At 58.4% G+C, this 26,007-nt stretch carries 20 protein-coding genes, 1 pseudogene and 1 other annotated feature; of the genes and pseudogenes, 8 read left to right on the top strand and 13 right to left on the bottom strand.

Annotated features, from left to right (window positions below; all coding sequences use genetic code 11):
• The 10 genes and pseudogenes from ettA to atzF form a co-directional block, all read right to left on the bottom strand.
• Entirely contained in the window at positions 1 to 1,668 is a 1,668-nt protein-coding gene (gene ettA, locus F3I20_RS17200; RefSeq protein ID WP_150010935.1) for an energy-dependent translational throttle protein EttA, read from the bottom strand.
• 180 nt (positions 1,669 to 1,848) lie between these two features.
• A complete protein-coding gene (gene deoR, locus F3I20_RS17195) occupies positions 1,849 to 2,613 on the bottom strand; it encodes a DNA-binding transcriptional repressor DeoR (RefSeq protein WP_150011013.1) in 765 nt (254 codons plus the stop codon).
• A gap of 378 nt (positions 2,614 to 2,991) precedes the next feature.
• On the bottom strand, positions 2,992 to 3,690 hold the full coding sequence (gene urtE / locus F3I20_RS17190; protein WP_150037624.1) for an urea ABC transporter ATP-binding subunit UrtE: 699 nt from the start codon (positions 3,688 to 3,690) through the stop codon (positions 2,992 to 2,994).
• A 1-nt stretch (position 3,691) separates the two neighbouring features.
• Positions 3,692 to 4,483: pseudogene (gene urtD / locus F3I20_RS17185) on the bottom strand (urea ABC transporter ATP-binding protein UrtD).
• On the bottom strand, positions 4,480 to 5,553 hold the full coding sequence (gene urtC / locus F3I20_RS17180; protein WP_150010929.1) for an urea ABC transporter permease subunit UrtC: 1,074 nt from the start codon (positions 5,551 to 5,553) through the stop codon (positions 4,480 to 4,482). Before urtC ends, urtD begins: the two are co-directional and overlap by 4 nt.
• Positions 5,553 to 7,118, bottom strand: coding sequence for an urea ABC transporter permease subunit UrtB (urtB, locus tag F3I20_RS17175; RefSeq protein ID WP_150037625.1), 1,566 nt, complete (start codon positions 7,116 to 7,118; stop codon positions 5,553 to 5,555). The genes urtC and urtB overlap by 1 nt, the downstream gene beginning before the upstream one ends.
• Before the next feature lie 99 nt (positions 7,119 to 7,217).
• Positions 7,218 to 8,486, bottom strand: a complete 1,269-nt coding sequence (gene urtA, locus F3I20_RS17170; RefSeq protein WP_150037676.1) for an urea ABC transporter substrate-binding protein — start codon at positions 8,484 to 8,486, stop codon at positions 7,218 to 7,220.
• A 27-nt stretch (positions 8,487 to 8,513) separates the two neighbouring features.
• Entirely contained in the window at positions 8,514 to 9,215 is a 702-nt protein-coding gene (locus F3I20_RS17165) for a GntR family transcriptional regulator (RefSeq protein WP_150037626.1), read from the bottom strand.
• A gap of 9 nt (positions 9,216 to 9,224) precedes the next feature.
• Positions 9,225 to 12,842, bottom strand: coding sequence for an urea carboxylase (gene uca / locus F3I20_RS17160; RefSeq protein ID WP_150037627.1), 3,618 nt, complete (start codon positions 12,840 to 12,842; stop codon positions 9,225 to 9,227).
• A 2-nt stretch (positions 12,843 to 12,844) separates the two neighbouring features.
• Positions 12,845 to 14,653, bottom strand: coding sequence for an allophanate hydrolase (gene atzF / locus F3I20_RS17155; RefSeq protein WP_150037628.1), 1,809 nt, complete (start codon positions 14,651 to 14,653; stop codon positions 12,845 to 12,847).
• A gap of 270 nt (positions 14,654 to 14,923) precedes the next feature.
• Between atzF and sltY the strand changes: the two genes are divergently transcribed.
• Together sltY and trpR are read left to right on the top strand one after the other, a co-directional pair.
• Positions 14,924 to 16,843 (top strand): murein transglycosylase, encoded by a 1,920-nt coding sequence (gene sltY / locus F3I20_RS17150; RefSeq protein ID WP_150010919.1) that lies wholly within the window; start codon positions 14,924 to 14,926, stop codon positions 16,841 to 16,843.
• Positions 16,844 to 16,888: 45 nt separating this feature from the next.
• Positions 16,889 to 17,209 (top strand): trp operon repressor, encoded by a 321-nt coding sequence (gene trpR / locus F3I20_RS17145; RefSeq protein ID WP_150010917.1) that lies wholly within the window; start codon positions 16,889 to 16,891, stop codon positions 17,207 to 17,209.
• Here the strand turns inward: trpR and yjjX are convergent, their stop codons facing one another.
• Complete coding sequence (gene yjjX, locus F3I20_RS17140; RefSeq protein WP_013356706.1) at positions 17,210 to 17,728, bottom strand: inosine/xanthosine triphosphatase; 519 nt, start codon at positions 17,726 to 17,728, stop codon at positions 17,210 to 17,212.
• A 203-nt stretch (positions 17,729 to 17,931) separates the two neighbouring features.
• Between yjjX and gpmB the strand changes: the two genes are divergently transcribed.
• Entirely contained in the window at positions 17,932 to 18,579 is a 648-nt protein-coding gene (gpmB, locus tag F3I20_RS17135) for a 2,3-diphosphoglycerate-dependent phosphoglycerate mutase GpmB (protein ID WP_033731471.1), read from the top strand.
• A 39-nt stretch (positions 18,580 to 18,618) separates the two neighbouring features.
• Here gpmB and robA read toward each other — a convergent pair whose 3' ends face one another.
• The gene (gene robA / locus F3I20_RS17130) at positions 18,619 to 19,500 is read right to left on the bottom strand and encodes an MDR efflux pump AcrAB transcriptional activator RobA (protein WP_150010913.1); all 882 of its coding nucleotides are present in this window, start codon (positions 19,498 to 19,500) and stop codon (positions 18,619 to 18,621) included.
• Between the two features lie 194 nt (positions 19,501 to 19,694).
• Here robA and creA point away from each other — a divergent pair, with 194 nt between their 5' ends.
• Positions 19,695 to 20,168 carry a protein CreA gene (creA, locus tag F3I20_RS17125; protein ID WP_150037629.1) on the top strand — a complete coding sequence of 158 codons (474 nt, stop codon included), beginning with the start codon at positions 19,695 to 19,697 and terminating at the stop codon, positions 20,166 to 20,168.
• Between the two features lie 71 nt (positions 20,169 to 20,239).
• Here the strand turns inward: creA and arcA are convergent, their stop codons facing one another.
• Positions 20,240 to 20,956 carry a two-component system response regulator ArcA gene (gene arcA, locus F3I20_RS17120; RefSeq protein WP_010253677.1) on the bottom strand — a complete coding sequence of 239 codons (717 nt, stop codon included), beginning with the start codon at positions 20,954 to 20,956 and terminating at the stop codon, positions 20,240 to 20,242.
• 609 nt (positions 20,957 to 21,565) lie between these two features.
• Between arcA and F3I20_RS17115 the strand changes: the two genes are divergently transcribed.
• From F3I20_RS17115 to thrB, 4 genes are all read left to right on the top strand, one after another.
• The gene (locus F3I20_RS17115) at positions 21,566 to 22,270 is read left to right on the top strand and encodes a tRNA/rRNA methyltransferase (RefSeq protein ID WP_150010909.1); all 705 of its coding nucleotides are present in this window, start codon (positions 21,566 to 21,568) and stop codon (positions 22,268 to 22,270) included.
• Positions 22,271 to 22,458: 188 nt separating this feature from the next.
• Positions 22,459 to 22,527 carry a thr operon leader peptide gene (thrL, locus tag F3I20_RS17110; protein ID WP_071822204.1) on the top strand — a complete coding sequence of 23 codons (69 nt, stop codon included), beginning with the start codon at positions 22,459 to 22,461 and terminating at the stop codon, positions 22,525 to 22,527.
• Positions 22,466 to 22,584: a sequence feature (Thr leader region), on the top strand. It overlaps the preceding gene by 62 nt.
• 26 nt (positions 22,585 to 22,610) lie before the next feature.
• The gene (gene thrA, locus F3I20_RS17105) at positions 22,611 to 25,073 is read left to right on the top strand and encodes a bifunctional aspartate kinase/homoserine dehydrogenase I (RefSeq protein ID WP_150037630.1); all 2,463 of its coding nucleotides are present in this window, start codon (positions 22,611 to 22,613) and stop codon (positions 25,071 to 25,073) included.
• A 2-nt stretch (positions 25,074 to 25,075) separates the two neighbouring features.
• Positions 25,076 to 26,005, top strand: coding sequence for a homoserine kinase (thrB, locus tag F3I20_RS17100; protein WP_013356712.1), 930 nt, complete (start codon positions 25,076 to 25,078; stop codon positions 26,003 to 26,005).
• Positions 26,006 to 26,007 lie beyond the last annotated feature (2 nt).

Here is a 26,007-nt window from a genome sequence, read left to right as displayed (position 1 = left end):
TTACTTCGTCATACGTTTGTACTTGATGCGCTTCGGCTCCAGCGCGTCAGCGCCGAGGGTACGCTTCTTGTACTCTTCATATTCGGTAAAGTTACCTTCGAAGAATTCGATGTTGCCTTCATCCTGATAATCCAGAATGTGCGTCGCGATACGGTCCAGGAACCAGCGGTCATGCGAGATAACCATCGCACAGCCCGGGAACTCGAGCAGGGCGTTTTCCAGCGCGCGCAGGGTTTCGATGTCCAGGTCGTTGGTTGGTTCATCGAGCAGCAGCATGTTGCCGCCAACCTGCAGCAGCTTCGCGAGGTGCAGACGACCACGCTCACCACCGGAAAGTTCGCCCACGCGTTTGCCCTGATCGACGCCTTTGAAGTTAAAGCGGCCGACATAGGCACGGCTTGGCATTTCGGTGTTTCCGATACGCATGATGTCCTGACCGCCGGAGACTTCTTCCCACACGGTTTTGGAATTGTCCATGCTGTCGCGGAACTGATCGACGGAGGCCAGCTTAACGGTCTCGCCCAGCACAATGCTGCCGGAATCAGGCTGTTCCTGACCTGACATCATACGGAACAGCGTGGATTTACCCGCGCCGTTCGGACCGATAATCCCGACAATCGCGCCTTTTGGCACAGAGAATGAGAGATTGTCAATCAGCACACGGTCGCCATAGGACTTACGCAGATTGCTGACTTCCAGCACTTTGTCACCCAGACGGGCACCTGGCGGAATGAACAGTTCGTTGGTTTCGTTACGCTTCTGGTAGTCGGTATTATTCAGCTCTTCAAAGCGTGCCAGACGGGCTTTGCCTTTCGACTGCTGGCCTTTTGGTCCTTTGCGAACCCACTCCAGCTCTTTCTCAATCGACTTACGACGAGCGGCTTCAGAAGAGGCTTCCTGCGCCAGACGCGCATCTTTCTGCTCCAGCCAGGAGGAGTAGTTGCCTTCCCACGGGATACCTTCACCGCGGTCAAGTTCCAGAATCCAGCCTGCCACGTTATCCAGGAAGTAACGGTCATGCGTAATCGCGACGACGGTACCCTCGAAGTCATGCAGGAAGCGCTCCAGCCAGGCGACAGATTCGGCGTCCAGGTGGTTCGTTGGTTCATCCAGCAGCAGCATGTCTGGTTTTTCCAGCAGCAGGCGGCACAGGGCGACGCGGCGACGTTCACCACCGGAAAGGGTGGCGATTTTCGCGTCCCAGTCCGGCAGGCGCAGCGCATCGGCAGCACGCTCCAGCTGAGTATTCAGGTTGTGACCGTCGTGTGCCTGGATGATCTCTTCCAGACGACCCTGCTCAGCGGCCAGCTTGTCGAAGTCTGCACCCTCTTCGGCATAGAGCGCATAGACTTCGTCGAGACGTTTCAGTGCGCCAACCACTTCTGACAGCGCTTCTTCAACCGACTCACGCACGGTGTGTTCAAGGTTAAGCTGCGGTTCCTGCGGCAGGTAGCCAATCTTGATGCCTGGCTGCGGACGCGCTTCCCCTTCGATGTCTTTATCAATGCCGGCCATGATGCGCAGCAGGGTAGATTTACCCGCACCGTTCAGGCCGAGTACGCCGATTTTTGCGCCAGGGAAGAAGCTGAGCGAGATGTTTTTCAGGATATGACGCTTCGGCGGAACGACTTTGCCGACGCGATGCATGCTATAGACGAATTGAGCCACGTTGGTTTGAGCCTCTGGGTCTGTTGGTCGTTGGAATGATGTCGAAGTTTAGCCTTTTTCACCGTTTAATCCCAGCCGGGGAGCGGCGAATATTCGTGGGGCAGAAGGGATGCCGGACGACGTGCGGGATAACTAACTGATTTCCGCGCTCATTCGCTGACGATAGTGCCGGGGCAGGCCTCAGGGCAGGCGCAGCGGTATCCCCTGCTGTGCCAGCCAGTTTTGTAATGCCTGATCGGGCGCGCTGTCGCTCACCAGCAGATCAAAGCGCTGCAGCTCGGCGATGCGGGCGGGCAGCACTTTGCCATATTTACTGCTGTCCGCTACCAGCACCGACTTTCGGGCGCGCAGCATGGCGTGATGTTTCATCATCAGCTCATTGGTGTTGTAGCAGGTCGCCCCCTGCTCTTTGTCGATGCCCGCCGCAGAGATAAAGGCCAGCGTCGGACAGAGATCGTCCAGAATGGTGTGCACGCCAATCGGCGTAAACAGCGCATTGTCGGCATGAAATTCACCGCCGCTGAGAATCACATTACAGGCCGGTTTCTCTTTCAGGGTCAGAAAGGTGTTCATGGCACAGCAGATGGCGGTAAATGACAGCGTGTCAGGAATGGCATCAACGATATAGGGCAGGGTCGTACCGCAGTCAAAGAAGACCGTATCGTTCTCGCTGATCAGGCTGGCCGCCGTCTGCGCCAGCCGCTGCTTTCTGGCAGCATTCTGACCATGCTGATCGCTGACAAAATAGTGGCCGGCATGACTTTTCGGATCGCTGACGATGTAGCCACCCAGCAGGACCACGCTGGAACCCGGCTCGGTTAAATCGCGGCGAACCGTCATCTCTGAGACGCCCAGCAGCTGGGCCGCATCTTTCAGATGCAGTTTGTCGGTGCGTTTAAGCGCCTGCGTCAGCTTGTGAATGCGTTCGTCGCGCCGGGTTTCCATGGTCATCTCTGTTACCTGTCCTGCAGTGCGGAGAAGGGACGCCAGAATCGACGTCGATACGCTACAAACCTCACAGATTTTAATGAGTTGCGTCTCATCCGCCAGGCTGGCAATCAATCTTACCCGCAATCGGTAAGGGCCGCAAACCTCCGCCATGTGCATTCAGGCCGATCGGCCCCGGCTGAGCTGAATGTTTTGCAGGGTTACGCGCAGCCCGACAGGGCAGTTTCAACAGGCCATCTTCTGGCTGCTGCTCCATCAGGTTCAACAGGGGACGACCTGTATTCTGCCCGCCACTCGCTGGCCAGAGGGAGCACGCTGATCGTCCTTGCGAACAGCGCCACTTCTCCGTTGAAACCGGCCTGCTCTGAGCCGGGTTTAAATCGCTACCAGGCCGCGCACACCCTCGGCTTCCATGGTGTCGCCGCGGCCACGCTGCACGATCTCCCCGCGCGACATGACCAGATAGCTGTCCGCCAGCTCCGCCGCGAAGTCATAAAACTGCTCCACCAGCAGGATCGCCATATCGCCCCGCTGCGCCAGCTGGCGGATCACCGCGCCGATCTCTTTGATCACCGAGGGCTGGATCCCTTCGGTCGGCTCATCAAGGATCAACAGCTGGGGCCGACAGGCCAGCGCCCGGCCGATCGCCAGCTGCTGCTGCTGGCCGCCAGAGAGATCGCCGCCCCGGCGTGACTTCATCGCCAGCAGCACTGGAAAGAGCTGATAGATCTCCTCCGGCACTTCACGCGCCGCTGCTGCCGGAAAGCGCGACAGGCCCATCAGCAGATTCTCTTCCACCGTCAGACGCGGAAAGATTTCCCGCCCCTGCGGCACCCAGGCGATGCCCGCCTGCACCCGCTGGTGCGGCTTGCGGCCGTTCATCCGCTGCTGTTGCCACTGGATCTCGCCCGACTTCGCCGGAATCAGCCCCATCAGGCACTTCAGCAGCGTGGTTTTCCCCACGCCATTGCGCCCCAGCAGACAGGTAATTTCGCCAATCTTCACCTCAAATGACAGACCGCGCAGAATATGACTGCCGCCATAATATTGATTCAGTTCAGTAACCTGTAACATCTCAGCGCCCCAGATAAACGTCGATAACCTGCTCATTAGCCTGCACTTCGCGCAGTGAACCCTCGGCCAGCACCTGCCCCTGATGCAGCACCGTGACATGGTCAGCGATGGTCTCGACAAAGCCCATGTCATGCTCCACCACCATCAGGGAATGTTTGCCCGCCAGGCTGCGGAACAGCTCGGCGGTGTAGTCCGTCTCTGCGTCGGTCATGCCCGCCGCCGGTTCATCCAGCAGCAGCAGATGCGGCTCCTGTACCAGCAGCATGCCAATTTCCAGAAACTGCTTCTGTCCGTGCGACAGCAGGCCCGCGCGGCGCTGGCGTTCGCCGCCCAGCCGCAGCAGTTTCAGTACTTCATCAATCCGGTCACGCTGTTAGCTATTAAGGCGGGCGCGCAGGCTGGCCCAGACCGATTTATCGGCTTTGAGCGCGATCTCCAGATTCTCGAACACGGTTAACGCCTCAAACACCGTGGGCTTCTGGAACTTACGGCCAATCCCGGCGCGGGCGATCTCGACGGGTGAGAGACGGGTCAGATCGCTGTCCTGGTCGTAGATCACGCGTCCAGAATCGGGCCGGGTTTTGCCAGTGATCACATCCATCAGCGTGGTTTTACCCGCGCCGTTGGGGCCGATCACACAGCGCAGTTCACCGACGCCGATCTGCAGCGAAAGGTCGGTCAGCGCCCGGAAGCCCTCAAATGACACGCTGATCTTCTCCAGTTGCAGCACCGGATCGCGCTGCGCCCGGTGGCGATCCGCCAGCTGGGGTTGGGTAAACAGGGCATTACTCATTTTTTTCTCCGGCGCAGCAGGCCAATCACGCCGTGCGGCAGAAACAGCGTGACCAGGATAAACATCAGGCCCAGGAAAAAGAGCCAGTATTCGGGGAAGGCGACGGTGAAGAAGCTGCGTGCGCCGTTAACAATTGCCGCTCCAAGCAGCGGGCCAATCAACGTGCCGCGTCCGCCCAGCGCCACCCAGATCGCCGCTTCTATCGAGTTAGCCGGTGACATCTCGCCCGGATTGATAATGCCGACCTGCGGCACATAGAGCGCCCCGGCCAGGCCGCACAGCACGGCAGAGAGCGTCCAGACAAATAGCTTGAAGCCGCGTGGATCGTAACCACAGAACATCAGGCGGTTTTCGGCATCGCGTACCGCAGTCAGCACCCGGCCAAACCTGCTGCGCGCCAGGGCGAAGCCGATCATCAGACTCAGCAGCAGCAGCAGCACGGTGGCGATAAACAGCCCGATGCGGGTGCCGGTCGCGGTCACCGAAAAGCCGAGCAGGGTGGTAAAGCCGGTAAAGCCGTTGTTGCCGCCAAAACCGGTTTCATTGCGGAAGAACAGTAGCATTCCGGCGTAGGTCAGCGCCTGGGTCATGATGGAGAAGTAGACACCTTTGATCGTCGAGCGAAAAGCGAAGAAGCCAAACACCAGCGCCAGCAGGCCCGGCACCAGCATGCTCAGGCAGAGCGCCCAGGCGAAATAGTCGGTGCCGGCCCAGAACCAGGGTAGCTCACGCCAGGAGAGAAAGGACATAAAGGCGGGCAAGCCCTCACCGGCGGCCTGGCGCATCAGGTACATACCCATGGCATATCCGCCCAGCGCAAAGAACAGGCCGTGGCCCAGCGAGAGCAGTCCGGCGTAGCCCCACACCAAATCCAGCGCCACCGCGACCACCGCATAGCAGAGGATTTTGCCGACCAGCGTCAGGGTATAGGTAGAGATCGCCAGCGGATGCGTGGCGGGCAGCAGCGCCAGAAACGGCATCACCAGTAACGCCAGGGTGATCGCCAGGCCGATGCCGATCGTCAGGCGCGGCGCGGTGCGCGCCATGCGAAGCGTGATGGGTTGCGTCATCAGTCTGTCACCCTTCCTTTAACCGCAAACAGTCCCTGCGGACGTTTTTGAATAAACAGCACGATAATCACCAGAATCAGGATCTTACCCAGCACCGCGCCGATCTGCGGCTCCAGCACTTTGTTCAGAATCCCCAGGCTGAACGCGGCAACCACGGTGCCCGCTAGCTGGCCGACGCCACCCAGCACCACGACCAGGAACGAGTCGATGATGTAGCCCTGACCCAGCTCCGGTCCGACGTTTCCGAGCTGTGACAGCGCCACGCCGCCCAGCCCGGCAATGCCGGAGCCGAGTCCGAACGCCAGCATATCGACGCGGCCGGTCGGCACGCCGCAGCACTCCGCCATGGCGCGGTTCTGAGTCACGGCGCGCACGTTCATGCCAAGACGCGTCCGGTTCAGCAGCAGCCAGGTCAGCGCCAGCACAAACACCACAAACAGGATCACCGCAATGCGGTTCCACGGCAGCACCAGATTAGGCAGCAGCTGTAAGCCGCCGGAGAGCCACGACGGGTTCGCCACCTCCAGGTTCTGCGCTCCGAACAGCACCCGCACCAGCTGGATCAGCATCAGGCTGATCCCCCAGGTGGCAAGGAGCGTCTCCAGTGGACGGCCATAGAGATGGCGGATCACCGTGCGCTCCAGCGCCATACCGATGGCGGCAGTGACCATAAAGGCGACAGGCAGTGCCAGCAGCGGATACCAGGCTAAATAGTCCGGCGCAAACTGCTGAAACAGGCTCTGAACCCACCAGGTGGCGTACGCGCCGAGCATCAGCATTTCACCGTGCGCCATGTTGATCACCCCAAGCAGGCCATAGGTGATCGCCAGGCCCAGCGCGGCCAGCAGCAGGATGGAGCCCAGCGACAGGCCGCTAAATGCCTGTCCCAGCAGATCGCCCCACATCAGCCGCTTCTGAATCTGTTGCAGGCTCTCCGCCGCCGCTGCCCGCACCGTGGCGTCCGGCTCATTCGCGGGCTGCGTCAGGCGTTGCAGGCTGGCCTGCGTATTGGGATCGCTGGACTCACCCAGCAGTTTTACGGCCCGCAGGCGCACCATCGGTTCGCCATCCGCCAGTTGCAGGTTCGCCAGCGCCAGCGCTAATGCGGCATGTACCCGGCTATCCTGCTCGGCGGCCAGACGCTGTTCCAGCAGCGGCAACTGGTCGGCGGTACCCTCATTCTGCAACTGCTGCGCCGCGCGCAGACGCAGGGCAGCATCACTGCTCACCAGCTGGTGGGCAGCCAGCGCGTTGTTCACCAGCACGCGCAGACGATTGTTCATAAACAGCTTTTTCAGGTTACCCGCAGGTTGCGATACGGCGTCCAGCGGCTGCAGCGTCGAACCCTGCTGGCTGAACGGCTGTTTGTTCTGGTCGATGACCACGGTTTCGGCCTTCAGCGCTTCCAGCAGCGGCAGGCGATGGCTGTCCGGCGCGGCGGCCCACTGTTGCAACAGCGTGGCCTGCTGGCTGCGGCTGGCGGCGGCAAAGTCAGCCGCCGGTCCGGCGCTGGCAAACAGCGGCAGCAGCAGCAGCAGGCTGAAAAAGCAGCGACATAGATTCATAAAAGGAGCCTCGTTTGGGGAGGTCAGCACGGCAGCCGGATAACCGCTACCGTGCTGCTGCGTCACAGCGGGTGACGCTTTCTCATCAGCAACGCGCGCTTACTGCGCGGTCTTCACCGGGTGATCGGGCTTTTTGTCGTTACCGGCAATGTACGGGCTCCACGGCTGCGCGCGCACCGGCTTATCGGTCTGCCACACCACGCTGAACTGGCCGTTCTCTTCCACTTCGCCAATCATGACCGGCTTATGCAGATGATGGTTGGTCTGATCCATGGTCAGGGTAAAGCCATCCGGCGCTTTAAAGGTCTGACCGGCCATCGCTGCCCGCACTTTGTCCACATCGGTTGTGCCCGCTTTTTCCACCGCCTGCGCCCACATATGGATGCCAACATAAGTCGCTTCCATCGGGTCGTTGGTGACGACGGTAGCCGCATTCGGCAGGTTATGTGCTTTGGCGTAGGCGCGGTAATCGGCGACGAACTTCGCGTTGGTCGGATTATCGATCGACTCGAAATAGTTCCAGGCGGCTAACTGACCCACCAGTGGTTTGGTGTCGATGCCGCGCAGTTCCTCTTCGCCCACTGAGAAGGCGACCACCGGAATTTCAGTGGCTTTGATGCCCTGATTCGCCAGCTCTTTGTAGAACGGTACGTTGGAGTCGCCGTTGATGGTCGAGACCACCGCGGTTTTACCGCCTGCCGCGAATTTTTTGATGTTGGAGACAATGGTCTGGTAGTCGCTGTAACCAAACGGCGTGTAGACCTCTTCGATATCTTTGTCCGCCACGCCTTTGCTGTGGAGGAAGGCGCGCAGGATTTTGTTGGTGGTGCGCGGATAGACGTAGTCGGTGCCCAGCAGGAAGAAGCGTTTCGCGCTGCCGCCATCTTCGCTCATCAGGTATTCCACCGCCGGAATCGCCTGCTGGTTAGGCGCAGCGCCGGTGTAGAAGACGTTGGGTGACATCTCTTCCCCTTCATACTGCACCGGATAGAACAGCAGGCCGTTCAGCTCTTCAAACACCGGCAGCACCGATTTGCGTGACACCGAGGTCCAGCAGCCAAACACCACTGCCGCTTTATCCTGGGTCAGCAACTGCCGCGCTTTCTCGGCAAACAGCGGCCAGTTTGAGGCGGGATCGACCACCACCGGCTCCAGCTTTTTCCCCAGCACGCCGCCTTTGGCGTTGATCTCATCAATGGTCATCAGCGCCACATCTTTCAGCGGCGTTTCAGAAATCGCCATGGTGCCGGAGAGCGAGTGCATGATCCCCACTTTGATGGTGTCAGCCGCCTGCGCACTCCAGGCGAAACCCAGACTGACAACGGTGGCGGAGAGCGCGAAAGCCTTGATCAACGAACGTCTTTTCATCATTTAAACCCCTGAGTTGTTGTCATGTTATTCGGTAAGCTGGAGCCGTGCCTGCTGGAGGCGGTGCAGGGTGATCTTCCTGACCTCTGCCTTACTGACGGCGATGTGTTCGGTCAGGATGCGTTGCGCCTCGGTGGTCTGTTGCTGAAAAATCGCCTGTAAAATCTCTGCATGCTCCTGATAAGTGGCCCAGACGCGGTCATCGCGGGTGAAGTCGAGCCGGCGAATAATGCGGATTTTCTCTGTGAGTTCGGCGTGAATGCGCGCCATCTCCGGATTGCCCGCTGCCGCGACCAGCGTCATGTGAAACGCCTCATCGTGCTGCGACACCACCAGACCCTCGGTGAGCGCCTCTGCCTCACACCAGAACTGGTTTAGTTCGCTTAACAGCGCGGCACACTGCGGCGCGGGCAGAGCGCAGAGGCGTTTTACCGCCTCGCATTCCAGTACGGTGCGCAGGTCATACAGCGATTCGAACCAGGCAAAATCGAAGTTTTTGATCTGCCAGCCGCTGCGGAACCAGACTTCAACAAAGCCTTCGCGCTCCAGCCGGAACAGCGCCTGGCGCACCGGCGTGCGGCTGACCGCCATCCGCCCGGCGATTTCGCTTTCGCTGAAGCGGTCACCCGGCATCAGGCGAAAAGCGAAAATATCGGCCTTCAGCGCCTGATAGACCCGTTCAGCCAGCGCTTCCGGGCGCGCTTTGGGAGATTGAGGTTGCGTTGTCATTGCCGCTCCTTATTCCAGCCACAGCAGGTTATCGCCAGGACTGACCGGACGGCCCGCCTGGCAGACAATGCGCGTTATCCGACCGGCTTGCGGCGCGACAATCGCCAGTTCCATCTTCATCGCCTCGACGATAATCAGCGTCTGTCCCGCGCTGACCGCGTCGCCCGGCTGGACCAGAACTTTCCAGATGTTGCCATTGAGGTCCGCCTGCACCGCCAGCCCGGCATCATCCTTGTCGCTGACGCTGGCTTGTGCCTCATCCGCCTCTGGTGCGCTCTGTTCTTCCTGCGCCCAGAGCTGAACTTCCTGTTCAAAGGCGGTGGACTGGCGCTGGCGGAACGCGGCAATCTCAGCGGCGTGGTCGGCGAGGAACTGCTGGTGGGCAGCAAAATCAAACTGCGTCTCTTCAATACGCAGGCTGGCACGGCCTTCGCGGAAATCGTCGCGCAACTGGTTCAGTTCGGTTTCACTCACAGGATAGAAGCGCACCTGATCGAAGAAGCGCAGCAGCCACGGCGCATCGGGCGCAAACTGCGGGTTTTTCAGGAAGGTGTTCCAGATGGGCAGCGTGCGGCCCACCAGCTGATAGCCGCCGGGTGAATCCATGCCGTAGATGCACATGTACATGCCGCCGATGCCGACGGTGCCTTCGGCGGTAAAGGTGCGTGCCGGACTGTATTTAGAACTCAGCAGGCGATGGCGAGGATCGATCGGCACGGCGCAGGGCGCGCCGAGGTAGACATCGCCCAGGCCCAGTACCAGATAGCTGGCGTCGAACAGAGTGTCACGCACCTCATCGCGGCTGCTCAGGCCGTTAATGCGCTGGATAAAGTCCACGTTGTTAGGCAGCCAGGGGGCGCTGGCGCGCACCGTCTCCTGATAGCGGCTGACGGCTCCCAGCGTGGCGCTGTCTTCAAATGCCATCGGCATCCACACCACGCGCGACGGGACTTTCAGCGTGCTGACATCGCCCAGCGTCGCTTCAAGCCTCAGCAGCAGCGACATCAGGGCGGACTGATGAATGATGCGGCTGTCGTAGCGCACCTGCAGTGAGCGCACACCTGGCGACAGCTCCTCGACGCCTGGCTCCGCCTGCGCCGTCAGTGCATTCATCAGCAGGTGTACGCGCAGGCGCAGCGCCAGATCCAGCACGTTGTCGCCATACTCAATCAGCACATATTTGTCGCCCGCCTGGCGATAGACCACCTTTGGCGTACTGCCGGTGGCTTCGATGGCGGCCAGAATCGTGGCGGAGCCGTAGGCGGTTTCGGCCAGCGACGGCACGGCAAAGGTCGGTGGATGTTCAGGCCGCAGGGTTTCAATCAGATGCATCTGCGCTTTTTCCCGCGCCAGCGCATCGTCTGCCGTAATCGGGTGGAAACGGATGGTGTCGCCAGGTTTAACCTGGCCCACTTTCCACAGCTCGGCTTTAGCGATGGTCACCGGACAGACAAAGCCGCCCAGGCTCGGGCCGTCGTGCGTCAGGATCACCGGGAAGTCGCCGGTGAAATTGACCGCGCCGATCGCATATTCACAGTCATGAACGTTGGAGGGGTGCAGGCCCGCTTCGCCGCCGTTGGCGCGGGTCCAGGTCGGTTTCGGACCAACCAGCCGCACGCCGAGGCGATTGGAGTTGTAGTGCACCTGCCAGTCACTGGCAAAGAACTCATCGATGGCGGCCTGGGTGAAGAAGTCTGGTGCGCCGTGCGGGCCGTAGAGCACGCCGATGCACCATTCGGTGCCGTAGTGGGGAATCAGCGCCGCATCGAGCGGCTGCGGGTCGCTGACCGGAGCAGGCGTGGTGCAGGCTGCCCGTTCAGGCCGTGAGATCGCCAGCATATCGGCCACGCGCAGGGTACGTCCGGCGTGACCGCCAAACTGTCCCAGTGAAAAGGTGCTGCGGCTGCCCAGATACTCCGGCACGTCGAAGCCGTTGCGTACCGCCAGATAGCTGCGGCAGCCCTGCCGCGCGCGTCCCATCGTCAGCGTCTGTCCCGCTTTCACGGCCAGCGGCTGCCAGTAGCTGACCGGTTCACCATCAAGCTGCGCGTCGCAGTCTGCGCCGGTCAGCGCCAGAATAGCATCACAGTGGAAGCGCAGCGTCGGTCCCTGCAGAGTAAATTCCAGGCCTGCGGCTGATTCATGGTTACCAACGATGCGGTTCGCGAGCCGGAACGCGAAATCATCCATCGGGCCGGAAGGCGGCACGCCGATATCCCAGTAGCCGAGGCGGCCCGGATAGTCCTGAACCGAACTGAAGGTGCCGGGTTGCAGCACTTCCACCACGGAGGCGGCAGGGACGACGCTGTCGAGATAGCGCGTCCAGACGTTGCCACTGCGAAACGCGTCGCTGCTGGTAATCTGGCGCAGATAGTCGAGGTTGGTTGCAATGCCATGCAACTGCGTGGCATCCAGCGCCTGATGCAGCTTTTCCAGCGCCGCATCGCGGGTGTCGGCATGGACAATCAGCTTGGCGATAATCGGATCGTAGAAGCTGGAGACCTCACTGCCGGTTTCGATGCCGCTGTCGACCCGAACGCCGTCAGGAAAGGTGACGCCAGTGAGCAGGCCGGGGCTGGGCTGAAAGTTCTTCAGCGGATCTTCTGCGTAGAGCCGCACCTCAATGGCCGATCCCTGTGGCGACTCCTGCAGACGTGACCAGTCCACCGCATCGCCCGCCGCCACCTGCAGCATGCACTCCACCAGATCGAGTCCGGTGACACATTCGGTAACCGGATGCTCCACCTGCAGACGGGTGTTCACTTCAAGAAAGTAAAAGGCCTGCTGGTCAACGTCGTAGATATACTCCACGGTGCCTGCGCTGCGGTAGTTGACCAGCTCACCGAGCCGTACCGCTGAGGCGAGCAGGGCGTCACGCGTCGCCTGCGACAGCCCGGGTGCAGGCGTCTCTTCCACCACCTTCTGATTGCGGCGCTGCAGGGAGCAGTCGCGTTCGCCCAGCGCCACCACGGTACCGGTGCCGTCACCAAAAATCTGCACTTCAACGTGGCGGGCGCGATCGATACAGCGCTCCAGAAACACGCCTGCATCACTGAAGAACTGCTCGCCCAGACGGCGCACGCTCTCCCAGGCGCTGGCGAGCGCACCGGCGTCGGCGCAGCGCGTCAGGCCAATACCGCCGCCGCCCGCCGTGCTTTTCAGCATTACCGGATAGCCAATGTTATCGGCGGCCTGTAACGCCTCTTCCAGCGAGGCGAGCAGCGGTGTACCAGGTGTCATTGGGACACCTGCACTGGCTGCCAGCTCACGGGCGCGGTGTTTCAGGCCGAACTCACCAATCTGCTGCGCGGTAGGGCCAACAAAGGCGATGCCCGCCGCGTCGCAGGCGTCAGCAAACGACTGGCTTTCAGATAGAAAACCGTAGCCCGGCCAGATCGCCTGCGCGCCACTTTGCCGCGCCGCTGCCAGAATTTTGTCGATACGCAGATAGCTGTCGCTGGCTTTGTCGCCACCCAGCGCGATAGCGATATCGGCCTGCTTAACGTGCTGCGCGTTGCGGTCAGCGTCGGAGTAGATCGCGACGCTTTTCACGCCGAGGCGTTTCAGGGTTCGGATGGCGCGACAGGCAATTTCGCCGCGGTTGGCAATCAGTACGGTGGTGAACATGATCAGTGACTCCCCTGTGATGCCAGCCAGTTGCGCCAGCCGCCCGTTTCAGTAATCTCCAGCGCGCTCTTCAGCGCCGAGCCTTCGCAGATAAAGCCTTTTACCACCCGGCCATCGGTCAGCGTCAGGTTGCCGATACCCAGTGGGGCGGGGATCTCCGCCACAAACTCGCCAAAACGCGCGACCGGGATATCCCACAGTTCAACGGTGATCGCAGCGCCCTGTTCGTCACGCATCAGGCCGGGCTTTTTGATCGCGCCTTCCAGCAGGGCGAAGAGGCGATAGTGTGGCGCGGTCTGCGTTTCTTCGACCCAGACGGCCTTGCGTTCAGTGAGCTGGAAATTAAGCGGCATGCCGGTCAGATGCGCGCCCACGACCGCCAGCCGGACGTGGTCGGGCGAAACGGGTAGAGAAGTGCGCCGGGCCGGGAAGGGCTGGCCGGTCGCGCCCAGCGGCAGAGCGAGCTGCTGCTGCCAGCGAAGACCAAATTCCGCCAGCGCCCGATCGTGCCAGGCAGGTGCAATCAGCGTGATACCCGCCGGGAGATCGTCGTTGCGGAACGGGCCGGGCAGCGCCAGCGCAGAGAGGTCGGCAAGATTGGTGAAGTTGGTATAGGTGCCGAAATGCGAGTTGTAGAGAATCGGCTCCTGCTTCATCTCCTCAAGGGTATGGATGGTGGGCGAGGTGGGCACCACCAGCGCATCAAACTGTGCCAGCGTCTGGTGTATCTGGCGCGTCAGCTCCGCCCGCAGATACTCCGCCTTATAAGCATCAACCGCGCTGTATTTCAGGCCGCTGGCGACGATCTCATGCACCACCGGGTCCATCTCCGCCGGACGATCGAGCATCCCGCCCACCGCCGCCGTGCGTTCGGCGACCCAGGCACCGTAATAGAGCTGTTCAGCCAGCTTGCTGAACGGGGTGAAGTCGATGGGGTGCAGCGTTGCGCCGCCCGTCTGCAATGCCTCCAGCGCCTGATCCCAGGCTGCTTTGGCTGCAGCATCATCAAAAAATTCCGGGTTCAAAGGTACAGCAAAATGGGGATGAACCGGCAGGCTGGCCGGGGCGGTGCGCGGATTTACGCGCGAATAGGCGTCACCGGCATCATAACCTCCCATGACGCTGGCGACGCTAAACGCATCTTCTGCCGTCAGCGCAAACACCGAAAGGGTGTCGTTGAGGCGACAGGCGGGCACCACGCCGCGCGCAGAGAACCAGCCTTTGGTCGGCTTGAGTCCGACTATATTGTTAAAGCCTGCTGGCACGCGGCCTGAACCGGCGGTATCGGTGCCCAGTGAAAAGGCGACCAGCCCGCGCGCCAGCACGGATGCCGAGCCGGAGCTGGAGCCGCCACTGACATAATCAGCATCAAAGGTGTTACTGACCGCACCATAAGGCGAGCGGGTGCCCACCAGACCGGTCGCGAACTGATCGAGGTTGGTTTTGCCGATGACGACTGCGCCAGCGGCTTTCAGTCGGGCGACGGCGACCGCGTCTTCGCTGGCGGTATAGGTAAAGGCAGGGCAGGCGGCGCTGGTGGGCCAGCCCGCCACATCAACGTTGTCTTTGACCGCAAAGGGCACACCAAACAGCGGCAGCGAGCCGGGATCGCGCTCATAGGCCGCCAGCAGTGGCGCAATCTGTGCCGCTAACTGATCCGCTAACTGATCCGGTGTCGCGAGATAGATCCAGGCATTATCGTTGGTGTCGAGTGCTGCCAGGTGTGCAGTCAGCAGTGAGGTTATCTGTTGCGGAGCATGTTGATAGCGCTGCTGCCAGGCGGGAAGGGTCAGGCCGAGGGTTGAAGTCATATGAAGAATTCCAGCTGGTATACAAGATGGGATTCAACAGAGCAAAGGATGTGCCACTTTTTAAGACGATGATTTAACAGTTTAATGCGTTCAGTGATAAGATTTTCTGATGATAATTTGCACAATGACGGCGCGTATGCTGTGCGATGACGGTGCGTTTAATGTCCGGGTGCGTAAATTTTGTGAAGAACATGGCAAGAGTCCGGTGGCCCGGTTAGCATAAAAGACTGTCTGGCAACTCGCCAGCGCCCAGCAACAGAGGAGATTTACGTGGTGAAGTGGCGTAACTGGATGATAGGGATCTGTCTGGTCGGTTCGGCCAGCAGCGCATGGGCCGATTCGCTGGATCAACAACGGCAACGTTATCAACAAATTAAACAGGCCTGGGACAGTAACCAGATGGCGACCGTGGATCAGCTGTTGCCGACGCTCCAGGATTATCCGCTCTATCCTTATCTGCAATATCGCCTGCTGGCACAGGATCTCGATCAGGAAACTACCCTGGCCGTGCAGAACTTTATCCGCCAGTATCCGACGTTGCCACCCGCACGCTCGCTCAGTACCCGCTTTATCAACGTGCTGGCCTGGCGTCAGGACTGGCAGGGCGTGCTGAACTTCAGCCCAACCGAACCCAAGCCGGTACAGGCACGCTGTAACTGGTATTACGCTAAATGGGCCACGGGTCAGCAGCAGGCCGCGTTTGATGGCGCGAAGCAGATCTGGCTACGCGGCACGGCGCTGCCCGCCGACTGCGATAAGCTCTTCTCGGTCTGGCAGGCTTCCGGTCAGGTTTCGCCTATTACCATCCTGGAACGTATCCGGCTGGCCATGAAAGCGGGCAACGACAGCCTGGTGAATTATCTGGCGAAGACGTTACCTGCTGACTATCAGACCATGTCTGACGCGATACAGTCCCTGCAACAGGATCCGTTAACGGTCAGCACCTTTGCCAGCGCCGTCGGGCCAACCGACTTCACCCGTCAGGCCACGATTTACGCCTTTACGCGCGTGGCGCGGCAGGATATGGAAAATGCCCGCAGCCTGATTCCGATACTGGTCCGGGCGCAGAAGATGGGACCGGAAGATGAGCAGGCGCTGAAAGAGATTGTGGTCTGGCGCATGATGGGCAGCGATCTCACCTCTGAGCAGGCGCGCTGGCGCGATGCGGTGGTGATGAACAGTGAGTCGACCGCGCTGGTGGAACGCCGGGTGCGTCTGGCGCTTTCTCAGCACGACAGACGCGGTCTGAACACCTGGATCGCCCGTCTGCCGCTGGAAGCCAAAGAGAAAGATGAGTGGCAGTACTGGCAGGCTGATCTGCTGTTTGAGAAAGATCGCAAAGAGGAAGCGGAAGAGATCCTGCGCAAGCTGATGCAGGCGCGTGGCTTCTATCCGATGGTGGCCGCCCAGCGGCTCGGCGTTGACTACCCATTGCAGGTCGATGACGCGCCGAAGCCTGACAGTGCCACGGTGCAGGGACCAGAGCTGGCCCGCGTGCGCGAACTGATGTACTGGGGGCTGGATAATCTGGCACGCAGCGAATGGAGCAATCTGATTGCCAGCCGCAGCCACTCGCAGCAGCAGATGCTGGCGCGTTACGCCAATGAGCAGGACTGGTGGGATCTCAGCGTACAGGCGACCATCACCGCCAAAATGTGGGACAGCCTGAAAGAGCGTTTCCCGCTGGCGTGGCAGAGCGTCTATGAGCGTAACACCGAGGTTAAACAGATCCCGCCGAGCTATGCGATGGCGATTTCGCGTCAGGAAAGCGCCTGGAACCCGAAAGCGCGATCCCCGGTCGGTGCCAGCGGTCTGATGCAGATTATGCCGGCCACGGCGGCGCATACCGTGAAGATGTACAACATTCCAGGCTACAGCAACACCAGCCAGCTGCTGGATCCGGAAACCAATATCCAGATCGGCACCCAGTATCTGGAGTATGTCTATCAGCAGTTTAACCAGAACCGGATTTTCGCCTCCGCGGCCTATAACGCCGGTCCGGGCCGGGTGCGAAGCTGGCAGAAAACCAGTGCAGGTAATCTCGACGCCGTCGCGTTTATTGAGACCATTCCGTTCTCTGAAACGCGCGGCTACGTGAAGAATGTGCTGGCGTATGACGCCTACTATCGTCACTTCATGGGTAAGCCTGACAAGATCCTGTCAGATGCTGAGTGGAATCGCCGTTACTAGCTGTGCTAAGCTTCCGTACTCTTTAGTGAGTACGGAAGCCTCTTCATGACCCATTCTGATTCCCCTTCTACCGATGCGCATCCCCCAGAAGATAGCTGGCAACGCTTTGTCGTGCTGATGCAGCAGGCCTTTGCCGATGGTCATGCCTTGCCACTGATGCAACTGATGATGACGTCTGATGAGCGGGAAGCATTCGGCACCCGACTGCGGATTATCGAAGAGTTGATGAACGGCGAAATGAGCCAGCGTGAGCTGAAAAATGAACTCGGCGTCGGCATCGCGACGATTACCCGCGGCTCTAACAGCCTGAAAGAGGCGCCGCCAGAGCTGAAACGCTGGCTGGAAGCGCATCTGGGACGTGTCTGATTACTGCTGATAGAGCGGATGGACGAACGGGCAGAGCGCCAGAATCAGTGCCTGATGATAGACACTGGAGCGGCTGAGCAGGCCGTTGGTGAACGCACCGATAGCACCCCCCTGGTGTTTGATATTATCGATGCCGGTTAAGCGCGCCATCTCTTCGCCCAGCTCACGGCCTTCGCGCAGGCCTGCCAGCACGACTGGCGGCAGGGTAAAACTGGCCGAGCGCGATTCACCGCGCTGCTTCTGGTTCTCCACCACCATCCAGGCAAATGCGGTGTCATCTTCGATGCCTGCCTCAATCGCCACCCAGAACGCCGCTTCAGGCCGGACCTGGCGGGCATTCATCACACGCTGACGTGCGCCTGTTCGCGTTTCCAGATGGGTTAACGGTTGTGCTGCTACGCCGCTATCGACCTCGACCCCTTCAATATGGCAGGATCCCTCGCCGAAAACGTCGCTGAAAGCCTGAGCAATCGCGTGAATCTTCGCTGGGTTGGTTGTGGCTGCGACAACATGGTACATAATTGATTGAACCCTCAGGTGATTAAGAGCCTGGCCATCAGGCGATTTTACGGGCTGGTCTGAACCTGAGCAGTGCCACGATCCTCGCGTACTCCGTGTACGCCGGGTTATTCCGCGCGCTCCGTGTCCAGACTGCCTGCAACAATGACGCCTGATGGGGCAGGCTCTGAGACGATTTTTGTCGCAGTATAACGGAAACTAACATGCTACAGGTCTATCTTGTTCGTCACGGTGAAACGGTATGGAATGCGGAACGCCGCATTCAGGGGCAATCCGACAGTCCGCTGACGGAAAAAGGTGAGCAACAGGCTTATCAGGTGGGTGAGCGCGTCAAACATCTGGGCATCACGCACGTGATTGCCAGCGATCTGGGGCGTACGCGCCGTACCGCGGAGATTATTGCGGACGCGTGCGGATGCGCAGTGACGCTGGATCCGCGGCTGCGTGAACTGAATATGGGCGTGCTGGAGAAGCGTCCGCTGGATGGCTTAACGGCGGAGGAAGAGCAGTGGCGCGCCACGCTGGTCAACGGCACCGAAGGTGGTCGTATTCCAGAAGGCGAGTCGATGACGGAGATGGCGACCCGCATGCACGCTGCGCTGAATGCCTGCCTCGAACTGCCTGCCGGAAGCCGTCCGCTGCTGGTGAGTCACGGTATGGCGCTGGGATCGCTGGTCAGTACGATTCTCGGTCTGCCCGCGTATGCGGAACGTCGCCTGCGACTGCGTAACTGCTCAATCTCTCGTGTCGATTATCAGCAGAGTGCCTGGCTGGCAGAAGGGTGGATTGTGGAGACGGCGGGGGATATTTCCCATCTTGATGCGCCTGCGCTCGACGAGCTGCAACGCTGATGTCGTGAACGCTGCCGTCTGATGACGGCAGCGTTCACCTTAGCTGGCGACGGGCTGGCGGCGAATAGGGATCAGATATTCGCACCGGATCTCAGTCGGTGGCTCGCTACGCTTTTTACCACCATGAGTATAAAAGCGTTCGATGTCCTGTCCCTGACGACGGGTCAGTCCCAGCGTTGGCATGCAGGTGCCGTAGAGCAGCAGGATAAACTCCTGCAGATTGACGCGCGGGCCGGTGTAGGTGAACTGCACGTAATCGCCCGCTTCCAGAATAACACTCTGGCCGGAGTGCAGGTTTACCGCGCTGTCAGCAGGCACCGCCGTAGTGTAGAGAATCTCCTGCTCATCATCTTTCTCCTGGCTGGCACGCACCTGATGAAGGCCATACAGCACCGGCGGAACCGTGTCCGTTTCCAGCAGGAACTGCTTCCAGAAGTGAATTCGCATCTCGTCGCGATAGCTGGAAATCTGCTCCAGAATACAGGTGTAGTTCTGGGTTTGTCCTACCAATACCGTTTCCGGCAGGGTAACGAAAGTGGGTTCTGGCTGCGTCTCATCGTCCAGCCGAATCGGGGGACGAATACCGAATGAGTTCCAGTCGGAAGCGCGACGATACCAGGCCGGTGTCTGAGCAAACTGCTTTTTGAATGCGCGAGTAAAAGTTTGCTGTGAATCAAAACGATACTGCAGTGCGATGTCCAGAATCGGGCGACTGGTCAGGCGCAACGCGACAGCCGCTTTCGACAGACGACGCGCACGGATATAGGCACCTATTGCGTGACCGGTTACGTCCTTGAACATCCTTTGTAAATGCCATTTAGAGTAACCGGCTTTCTGGGCAACATTGTCCAGTGAAAGGGGTTGATCCAGATGGCTCTCCAGCCAGACAAGCAAATCGCGAATGATACCGGCTTGGTCCATAAAACATCCTCATACTCTGGTGGTGCAGCTAAACGCATTCGAAGAATATTAGCACTCATTGCTCAAAAGACGTGGGCCGTTTTCCGGGGAAGGTTGTGCTAAATCAGTACGGGCTTTAACCCGTTTTAGTTTGGTCATTAATTCGATTGACAGTACATTACATTCTCATCTATTCCATTTGCAATGGTAACTCCATGACAATAACGCGTCTTATGATCGCTGCGCTGACCACGCTGACCTTTTCCGGCCCGCTGCTTGCCGAACAGATTGGCTCTGTTGATACGGTGTTCAAGATATTCGGGCCTGACCACAAAATCATTGTTGAAGCATTCGATGACCCGGACGTTAAAAATGTAACCTGTTATATCAGCCGGGCGAAGACCGGCGGTATTAAAGGCGGACTGGGGCTGGCAGAAGATACCTCTGATGCCGCGATTTCCTGTCAGCAGGTCGGTCCGGTCGAACTGAGTGATAAAATTGCGCAGGGCAAAGCGGAGGGCGAAGTGGTCTTCCGCCAGCGTACCTCTCTAATCTTTAAGAAGTTGCAGGTTGTACGCTTCTTCGACAAAAAGCGCAATGCTCTGGTCTATCTGACCTACTCCGATAAAGTGGTCGACGGCTCACCGAAAAATGCGCTCAGCGCCGTGCCGATTATGCCGTGGCACTGATTAAACTGCTGTATTGAGGGCAAAAAAAACGCCCGCAGGGGCGTTTTTTATTTATTGCATCTTAAAGCTGATTAATCCTGCAGATCACCACAGAAGCGATAACCTTCACCATGGATGGTGGCGATGATCTCAGGCGTGTCCGGCGTAGATTCGAAATGCTTGCGGATACGACGGATGGTGACATCAACGGTGCGATCGTGCGGCTTAAGGTCGCGACCGGTCATTTTTTTCAGCAGGTCGGCACGGGTCTGAATTTTGCCTGGGTTTTCGCAGAAGTGCAGCATGGCGCGGAACTCACTGCGTGGCAATTTGTAGTGCTCGCCGTTCGGGTTGATCAGTGAGCGGCTGTTGATATCCAGCTCCCAACCGTTAAATTTATAACTCTCAACCTGACGGCGCTCTTCACCTGGCATCGCCAGGTTCATGGTGCGCGACAGCAGGTTGCGGGCACGAATCGTCAGCTCACGCGGGTTAAACGGTTTGGTGATGTAGTCGTCAGCGCCAATTTCCAGACCGAGAATTTTATCGACTTCGTTGTCACGTCCGGTCAGGAACATCAGGGCGACATTGGCCTGCTCACGCAGTTCACGGGCCAGCAACAGGCCGTTTTTGCCGGGCAGGTTGATGTCCATGATGACCAGGTTAACGTCATTGTCGGTCAGCACCTGATGCATTTCAGCACCATCAGTCGCCTCGTACACCACATAACCTTCCGCCTCAAAAATGCTTTTGAGGGTATTACGCGTGACCAGTTCGTCTTCAACGATAAGAATGTGCGGGGTCTGCATGTTTAGCTACCTAAAATTTGCCAACAAATTGAAAACAGGGCGTACAGCGGTATGGCGTTCTCCATCATCGAGAGCGGCGGGCCGCGCTGAACCGTTGTACGAAATCATATTTTGATAAGCCATCTATCAACGTCAACAACAGGTTTAGCTCAGCCAGTCAGGATGAAAATTGCATGCCCCGGGCGTTAATGATAATGGCGCATATCCTAACTGTATTAACAGCAACCTAACAGCACCAACTACAACCGATAAGCATAAAAACAACGCTTCGTTGACTTATATCAAATGCAATTGTAGCACGTTAACACTTTTGTGAAAAACTTCTCGCAGATTGCCTGTTTAGCTCACAAAAAGCATCATTTACGTTACATTTATTACGCTTGTGACCCAAAATGAAACCAGTTGGTAATCACATTCTATCTCTTTGAAGTTAAATATATTAATAACGATTTCTTTAATAAGGCGGGTTTCGGCGATAAAAATATTCAGGACATCACTTTTTACTGGTTTTAACATTGTTAACACCCGATTTTCTTATTACCTTCTGACAACTGAATCATTAACAGCCATGTTAATATGGCGTTATGTAAATGGACCAATGGAATAAATATGCTTTTTCCCCTGATTCTCGTCTCGCCCGCGCGGCCAGAAAATATCGGCGCTGCGGCGCGTGCCATGAAAACCATGGGGTTCAGCCAGCTGCGCATCGTTGCCAGCGACGCCTGGCAGGATCCGGCAGCGCGGCGGGTAGCCCATGGCGCAGGTGAGATCCTCGATAATGTTCAGACCTTTGCTACCCTGACCGAGGCATTAGCGGATATCGATTTTTCGGTCGCGACGACGGCACGCAGCCGGGCAAAGTTCCGTTATTACGCCACACCAGAGCAGGTTGAAACGCAACTGCTGGAAAAGCGTCAGTGGGTCAACAGTATGGCGCTGGTGTTTGGCCGCGAAGATAGCGGGCTGACCAACGAGGAGCTGGAGCAGGTCGATCTGCTGACCGGCATCCCGATGGCAAATGATTATCCCTCACTGAATCTCGGTCAGGCAGTGATGGTTTACTGCTATCAGCTATCGAAGCTGAATCAGGTCGAAGCGCCGGTAGCGTCCGTTGCCGACGGGCAGCAGCTGCAGGCGCTGCGTCAGCGTTTCCATCAGCTGCTGGCGCAACTCGACGTCAGTGATGATGAGAAGCTCTCAGACTGGATCGATCAGCGAGTGGGTCTGCTGGAACAGCGTGACAGCGCGATGCTGCATCGTCTGCTGCACGATATTGAAAAAAAACTCACAGATAAATCCTCGGCAAAAAGCTGATTTTACAGCAACAGATCGCAGGAAATTTCTGCATTGCAAACGATCGAACAGTGTTTTGCGGTTTGACCGGAGGCTGTGCGCAGTGGTGGAAATCTATCCGCCAGACAAATCGGGTTGACTTAATGTGCGCTTTGCTTTACTTCTGGAAGCAAGACGGACAGACAAAAACAGACAGAAAATAAATCTAAATGCGTAAAATCAGCCTGAACACCACAATTATTACCACCACCATTACCTCAGGTAACGGTGCGGGCTGACGCATACAGGAAAAACAGAAAAAAAGCCCGCACCTAAACAGTGCGGGCTTTTTTTTCGGCTTAAATTCAGGAGAGTTAATATTATGCGAGTGCTGAAATTCGGCGGGACCTCGGTAGCGAATGCGGAGCGTTTTCTTCGCGTCGCTGACATTCTGGAAAGCAATGCGCAACAAGGACAGGTTGCAACCGTGCTCTCTGCACCTGCGAAGATCACTAACCATCTGGTGGCGATGATTGAAAAAACTATCAGTGGTCAGGACGCTTTGCCGAATATCAGCGACGCCGAACGCATCTTCAGCGAGCTGCTGCAGGGGCTGGCAGCCGCGCAGCCGGGCTTTGAGTTTGATCGACTGAAAACCCGCGTGGACCTGGAGTTTGCGCAGCTGAAGCAGGTACTGCACGGCATCAGCCTGCTGGGGCAGTGCCCGGACAGCGTCAACGCAGCGATTATCTGTCGTGGTGAAAAACTCTCGATTGCAATCATGGAAGCGCTGCTACAGGCGCGCGGTCATGAGGTCAGCGTGATTGATCCGGTTGAGAAATTGCTGGCGGTCGGCCACTACCTCGAATCCACTGTCGATATCCCTGAATCAACCCGCCGTATTGAAGCGAGCCAAATCCCGCCGCAGAACATGATCCTGATGGCGGGCTTTACCGCCGGCAACGAGCGCGGTGAGCTGGTGGTGCTGGGCCGCAATGGCTCTGATTATTCAGCGGCTGTGCTGGCCGCCTGTCTGCGCGCCGACTGCTGCGAAATCTGGACCGATGTGGATGGCGTCTATACCTGCGATCCGCGTCAGGTGCCGGATGCGCGCCTGCTGAAATCGATGTCCTATCAGGAGGCGATGGAGCTCTCCTATTTCGGGGCCAAGGTGCTGCATCCCCGCACCATTGCGCCCATCGCGCAGTTCCAGATCCCGTGCCTGATCAAAAACACCGCCAATCCGCAGGCGCCCGGCACCCTGATTGGGGCAGAAGGCGAGCAGGATGAAAATCCGGTGAAAGGCATCACCAACCTGAATAACATGGCGATGGTTAACGTCTCCGGTCCCGGCATGAAAGGGATGGTCGGAATGGCGGCCAGAGTCTTTGCGGCGATGTCGCGCACTGGCATTTCCGTGGTGCTGATCACCCAATCCTCGTCTGAATACAGCATCAGCTTCTGCGTGCCGCAGAGCGAGCTGGCGCGGGCGCGTCACGTGCTGGAAGAAGAGTTCTATCTTGAGCTGAAAGATGGCCTGCTGGATCCGCTGGGTATCATTGAAAACCTCGCGGTGATTTCGGTGGTGGGGGATGGCATGCGTACCCTGCGTGGCATCTCAGCAAAATTCTTCTCGGCGCTGGCACGTGCGAATATCAATATCGTGGCGATTGCGCAGGGCTCCTCTGAGCGCTCCATTTCGGTGGTGGTGAATAATGACGAAGTGATCACCGGGGTGCGCGTGGTGCATCAGATGCTGTTCGCCACCGATCAGGTTATCGAAGTTTTTGTGGTGGGCGTCGGCGGCGTCGGCGGTGCGCTGCTGGATCAGTTACATCGCCAGCAGGCGTGGCTGAAGCAGAAGCATATCGACCTGCGGGTCTGCGGCATCGCCAACTCGCATGCGCTGTTAACGAATGTCCACGGCATCGATTTAAGCAACTGGCAGGCGGCACTCGCCGAAGCGAAAGAGCCGTTCAATCTCGGACGCCTGACCCGTCTGGTGAAAGAGTATCACCTGCTTAACCCGGTGATTGTGGATTGTACCTCCAGCCAGGCCGTTGCCGATCAGTACGCGGATTTCCTCAGCGAAGGCTTCCACGTGGTAACGCCGAACAAAAAGGCGAATACCTCCTCCTGGAATTACTATCAGCAGATGCGCGCCGCCGCCGCCAAATCACGACGTAAATTTCTTTATGATACCAACGTCGGTGCCGGACTGCCGGTCATCGAAAACCTGCAGAACCTGATGAACGCGGGTGATGAACTGCTGCGCTTCTCCGGTATCCTTTCGGGATCGCTGTCGTTCATCTTCGGCAAGCTGGACGAAGGGATCTCGCTGTCGCAAGCCACTAACATGGCGCGTGAGATGGGCTTCACCGAGCCCGATCCGCGTGACGATCTCGCTGGCACTGATGTGGCGCGTAAGTTGCTGATCCTGGCACGCGAAGCAGGCCATCAGCTGGAGCTGAGTGATATTGAGATTGAGCCGCTGTTGCCCGCCAGCCTGGTCGACATTCAGGACGTGGAGCAGTTTATGCAGCGTCTGCCTGAGCTGGATAACGCCTTTGCCGACCGCGTCGCACAGGCACAGAATGAGGGCAAAGTGCTGCGCTACGTGGGCGTGATTGAAGAGGGCGGTGTCTGCAAAGTGAAGATCGACGCCGTTGACGGCAACGATCCGCTCTATAAAGTAAAAAACGGCGAAAATGCGCTGGCGTTTTACAGCCGCTACTATCAGCCAATTCCGCTGGTGCTGCGTGGATACGGTGCAGGAAATGATGTCACAGCGGCCGGTGTTTTTGCCGACCTGCTGCGCACGCTGTCATGGAAGTTGGGAGTTTAATCATGGTAAAAATTTACGCACCGGCCTCGATTGGTAACGTCAGCGTCGGCTTCGATGTGCTGGGCGCGGCGGTTTCGCCGGTAGATGGCTCCCTGCTGGGTGACTGCGTCTCCGTTGAAGCGGCAGAACAATTTTCACTGACCAACGCCGGACGTTTTGTCAGTAAGCTGCCCGCCGATCCTAAAGAGAATATCGTTTATCAGTGCTGGCAGCGTTTCTGCGAGGCGATTGGCAAAGAGATCCCGGTGGCGATGACCCTGGAGAAGAATATGCCTATCGGCTCCGGTCTGGGCTCCAGCGCCTGCTCGGTGGTGGCAGGTCTGATGGCAATGAACGAATTCTGCGGCAAGCCACTCAGTGACAGCACGCTACTGACGCTGATGGGTGAGCTGGAAGGGCGAATCTCCGGCAGCGTACATTATGATAATGTCGCGCCCTGCTTCCTCGGCGGCATTCAGCTGATGCTTCAGGAGAATGACATCATCAGCCAGGCGGTGCCAGGCTTTGACGACTGGCTGTGGGTGATGGCCTACCCAGGCATTAAAGTGTCGACTGCCGAAGCGCGCGCCATTTTACCGGCGCAATACCGCAAAGAAGACTGTATCAAACATGGCCGGCTGCTGGCCGGCTTCATTCACGCCTGTCATACGCGTCAGCCGCAGCTGGCCGCTAAACTTATGCAGGATGTGATTGCCGAACCTTACCGGACCCGGCTGCTGCCAGGCTTCGCCGAGGCGCGGCAGGCCGCGAAAGAGATTGGCGCACTGGCGTGCGGTATCTCCGGCTCTGGTCCGACACTTTTCGCCGTTTGCAATCAAATGGAAACGGCACAGCGGATGGCTGACTGGCTGAGCCAGCACTATCTGCAGAATGATGAAGGCTTCGTCCATATCTGCCGTCTCGACACGGCTGGCGCACGACAATTGGGATAACG

It is taken from the genome of Candidatus Pantoea gossypiicola (assembly GCF_008632075.1).
GTDB lineage: Bacteria > Pseudomonadota > Gammaproteobacteria > Enterobacterales > Enterobacteriaceae > Pantoea > Pantoea gossypiicola.
The sequence above is the reverse complement of the archived record's forward strand: the minus strand, read 5'-3'. Positions and strand labels throughout refer to the sequence as shown.

Excerpts from the sequence above, each read along its gene's own strand:
- urtB (WP_150037625.1), bottom strand. The coding sequence starts at position 7,118 with ATGAATCTATGTCGCTGCTTTTTCAGCCTGCTGCTGCTGCTGCCGCTG.
- deoR (WP_150011013.1), bottom strand. The coding sequence starts at position 2,613 with ATGGAAACCCGGCGCGACGAACGCATTCACAAGCTGACGCAGGCGCTT.
- thrB (WP_013356712.1), top strand. The coding sequence starts at position 25,076 with ATGGTAAAAATTTACGCACCGGCCTCGATTGGTAACGTCAGCGTCGGC.
- atzF (WP_150037628.1), bottom strand. The coding sequence starts at position 14,653 with ATGACTTCAACCCTCGGCCTGACCCTTCCCGCCTGGCAGCAGCGCTAT.
- uca (WP_150037627.1), bottom strand. The coding sequence starts at position 12,842 with ATGTTCACCACCGTACTGATTGCCAACCGCGGCGAAATTGCCTGTCGC.
- creA (WP_150037629.1), top strand. The coding sequence starts at position 19,695 with ATGACAATAACGCGTCTTATGATCGCTGCGCTGACCACGCTGACCTTT.
- robA (WP_150010913.1), bottom strand. The coding sequence starts at position 19,500 with ATGGACCAAGCCGGTATCATTCGCGATTTGCTTGTCTGGCTGGAGAGC.
- F3I20_RS17165 (WP_150037626.1), bottom strand. The coding sequence starts at position 9,215 with ATGACAACGCAACCTCAATCTCCCAAAGCGCGCCCGGAAGCGCTGGCT.
- arcA (WP_010253677.1), bottom strand. The coding sequence starts at position 20,956 with ATGCAGACCCCGCACATTCTTATCGTTGAAGACGAACTGGTCACGCGT.
- urtE (WP_150037624.1), bottom strand. The coding sequence starts at position 3,690 with ATGTTACAGGTTACTGAACTGAATCAATATTATGGCGGCAGTCATATT.
- thrA (WP_150037630.1), top strand. The coding sequence starts at position 22,611 with ATGCGAGTGCTGAAATTCGGCGGGACCTCGGTAGCGAATGCGGAGCGT.
- gpmB (WP_033731471.1), top strand. The coding sequence starts at position 17,932 with ATGCTACAGGTCTATCTTGTTCGTCACGGTGAAACGGTATGGAATGCG.
- urtC (WP_150010929.1), bottom strand. The coding sequence starts at position 5,553 with ATGACGCAACCCATCACGCTTCGCATGGCGCGCACCGCGCCGCGCCTG.
- trpR (WP_150010917.1), top strand. The coding sequence starts at position 16,889 with ATGACCCATTCTGATTCCCCTTCTACCGATGCGCATCCCCCAGAAGAT.
- urtA (WP_150037676.1), bottom strand. The coding sequence starts at position 8,486 with ATGAAAAGACGTTCGTTGATCAAGGCTTTCGCGCTCTCCGCCACCGTT.
- yjjX (WP_013356706.1), bottom strand. The coding sequence starts at position 17,728 with ATGTACCATGTTGTCGCAGCCACAACCAACCCAGCGAAGATTCACGCG.
- F3I20_RS17115 (WP_150010909.1), top strand. The coding sequence starts at position 21,566 with ATGCTTTTTCCCCTGATTCTCGTCTCGCCCGCGCGGCCAGAAAATATC.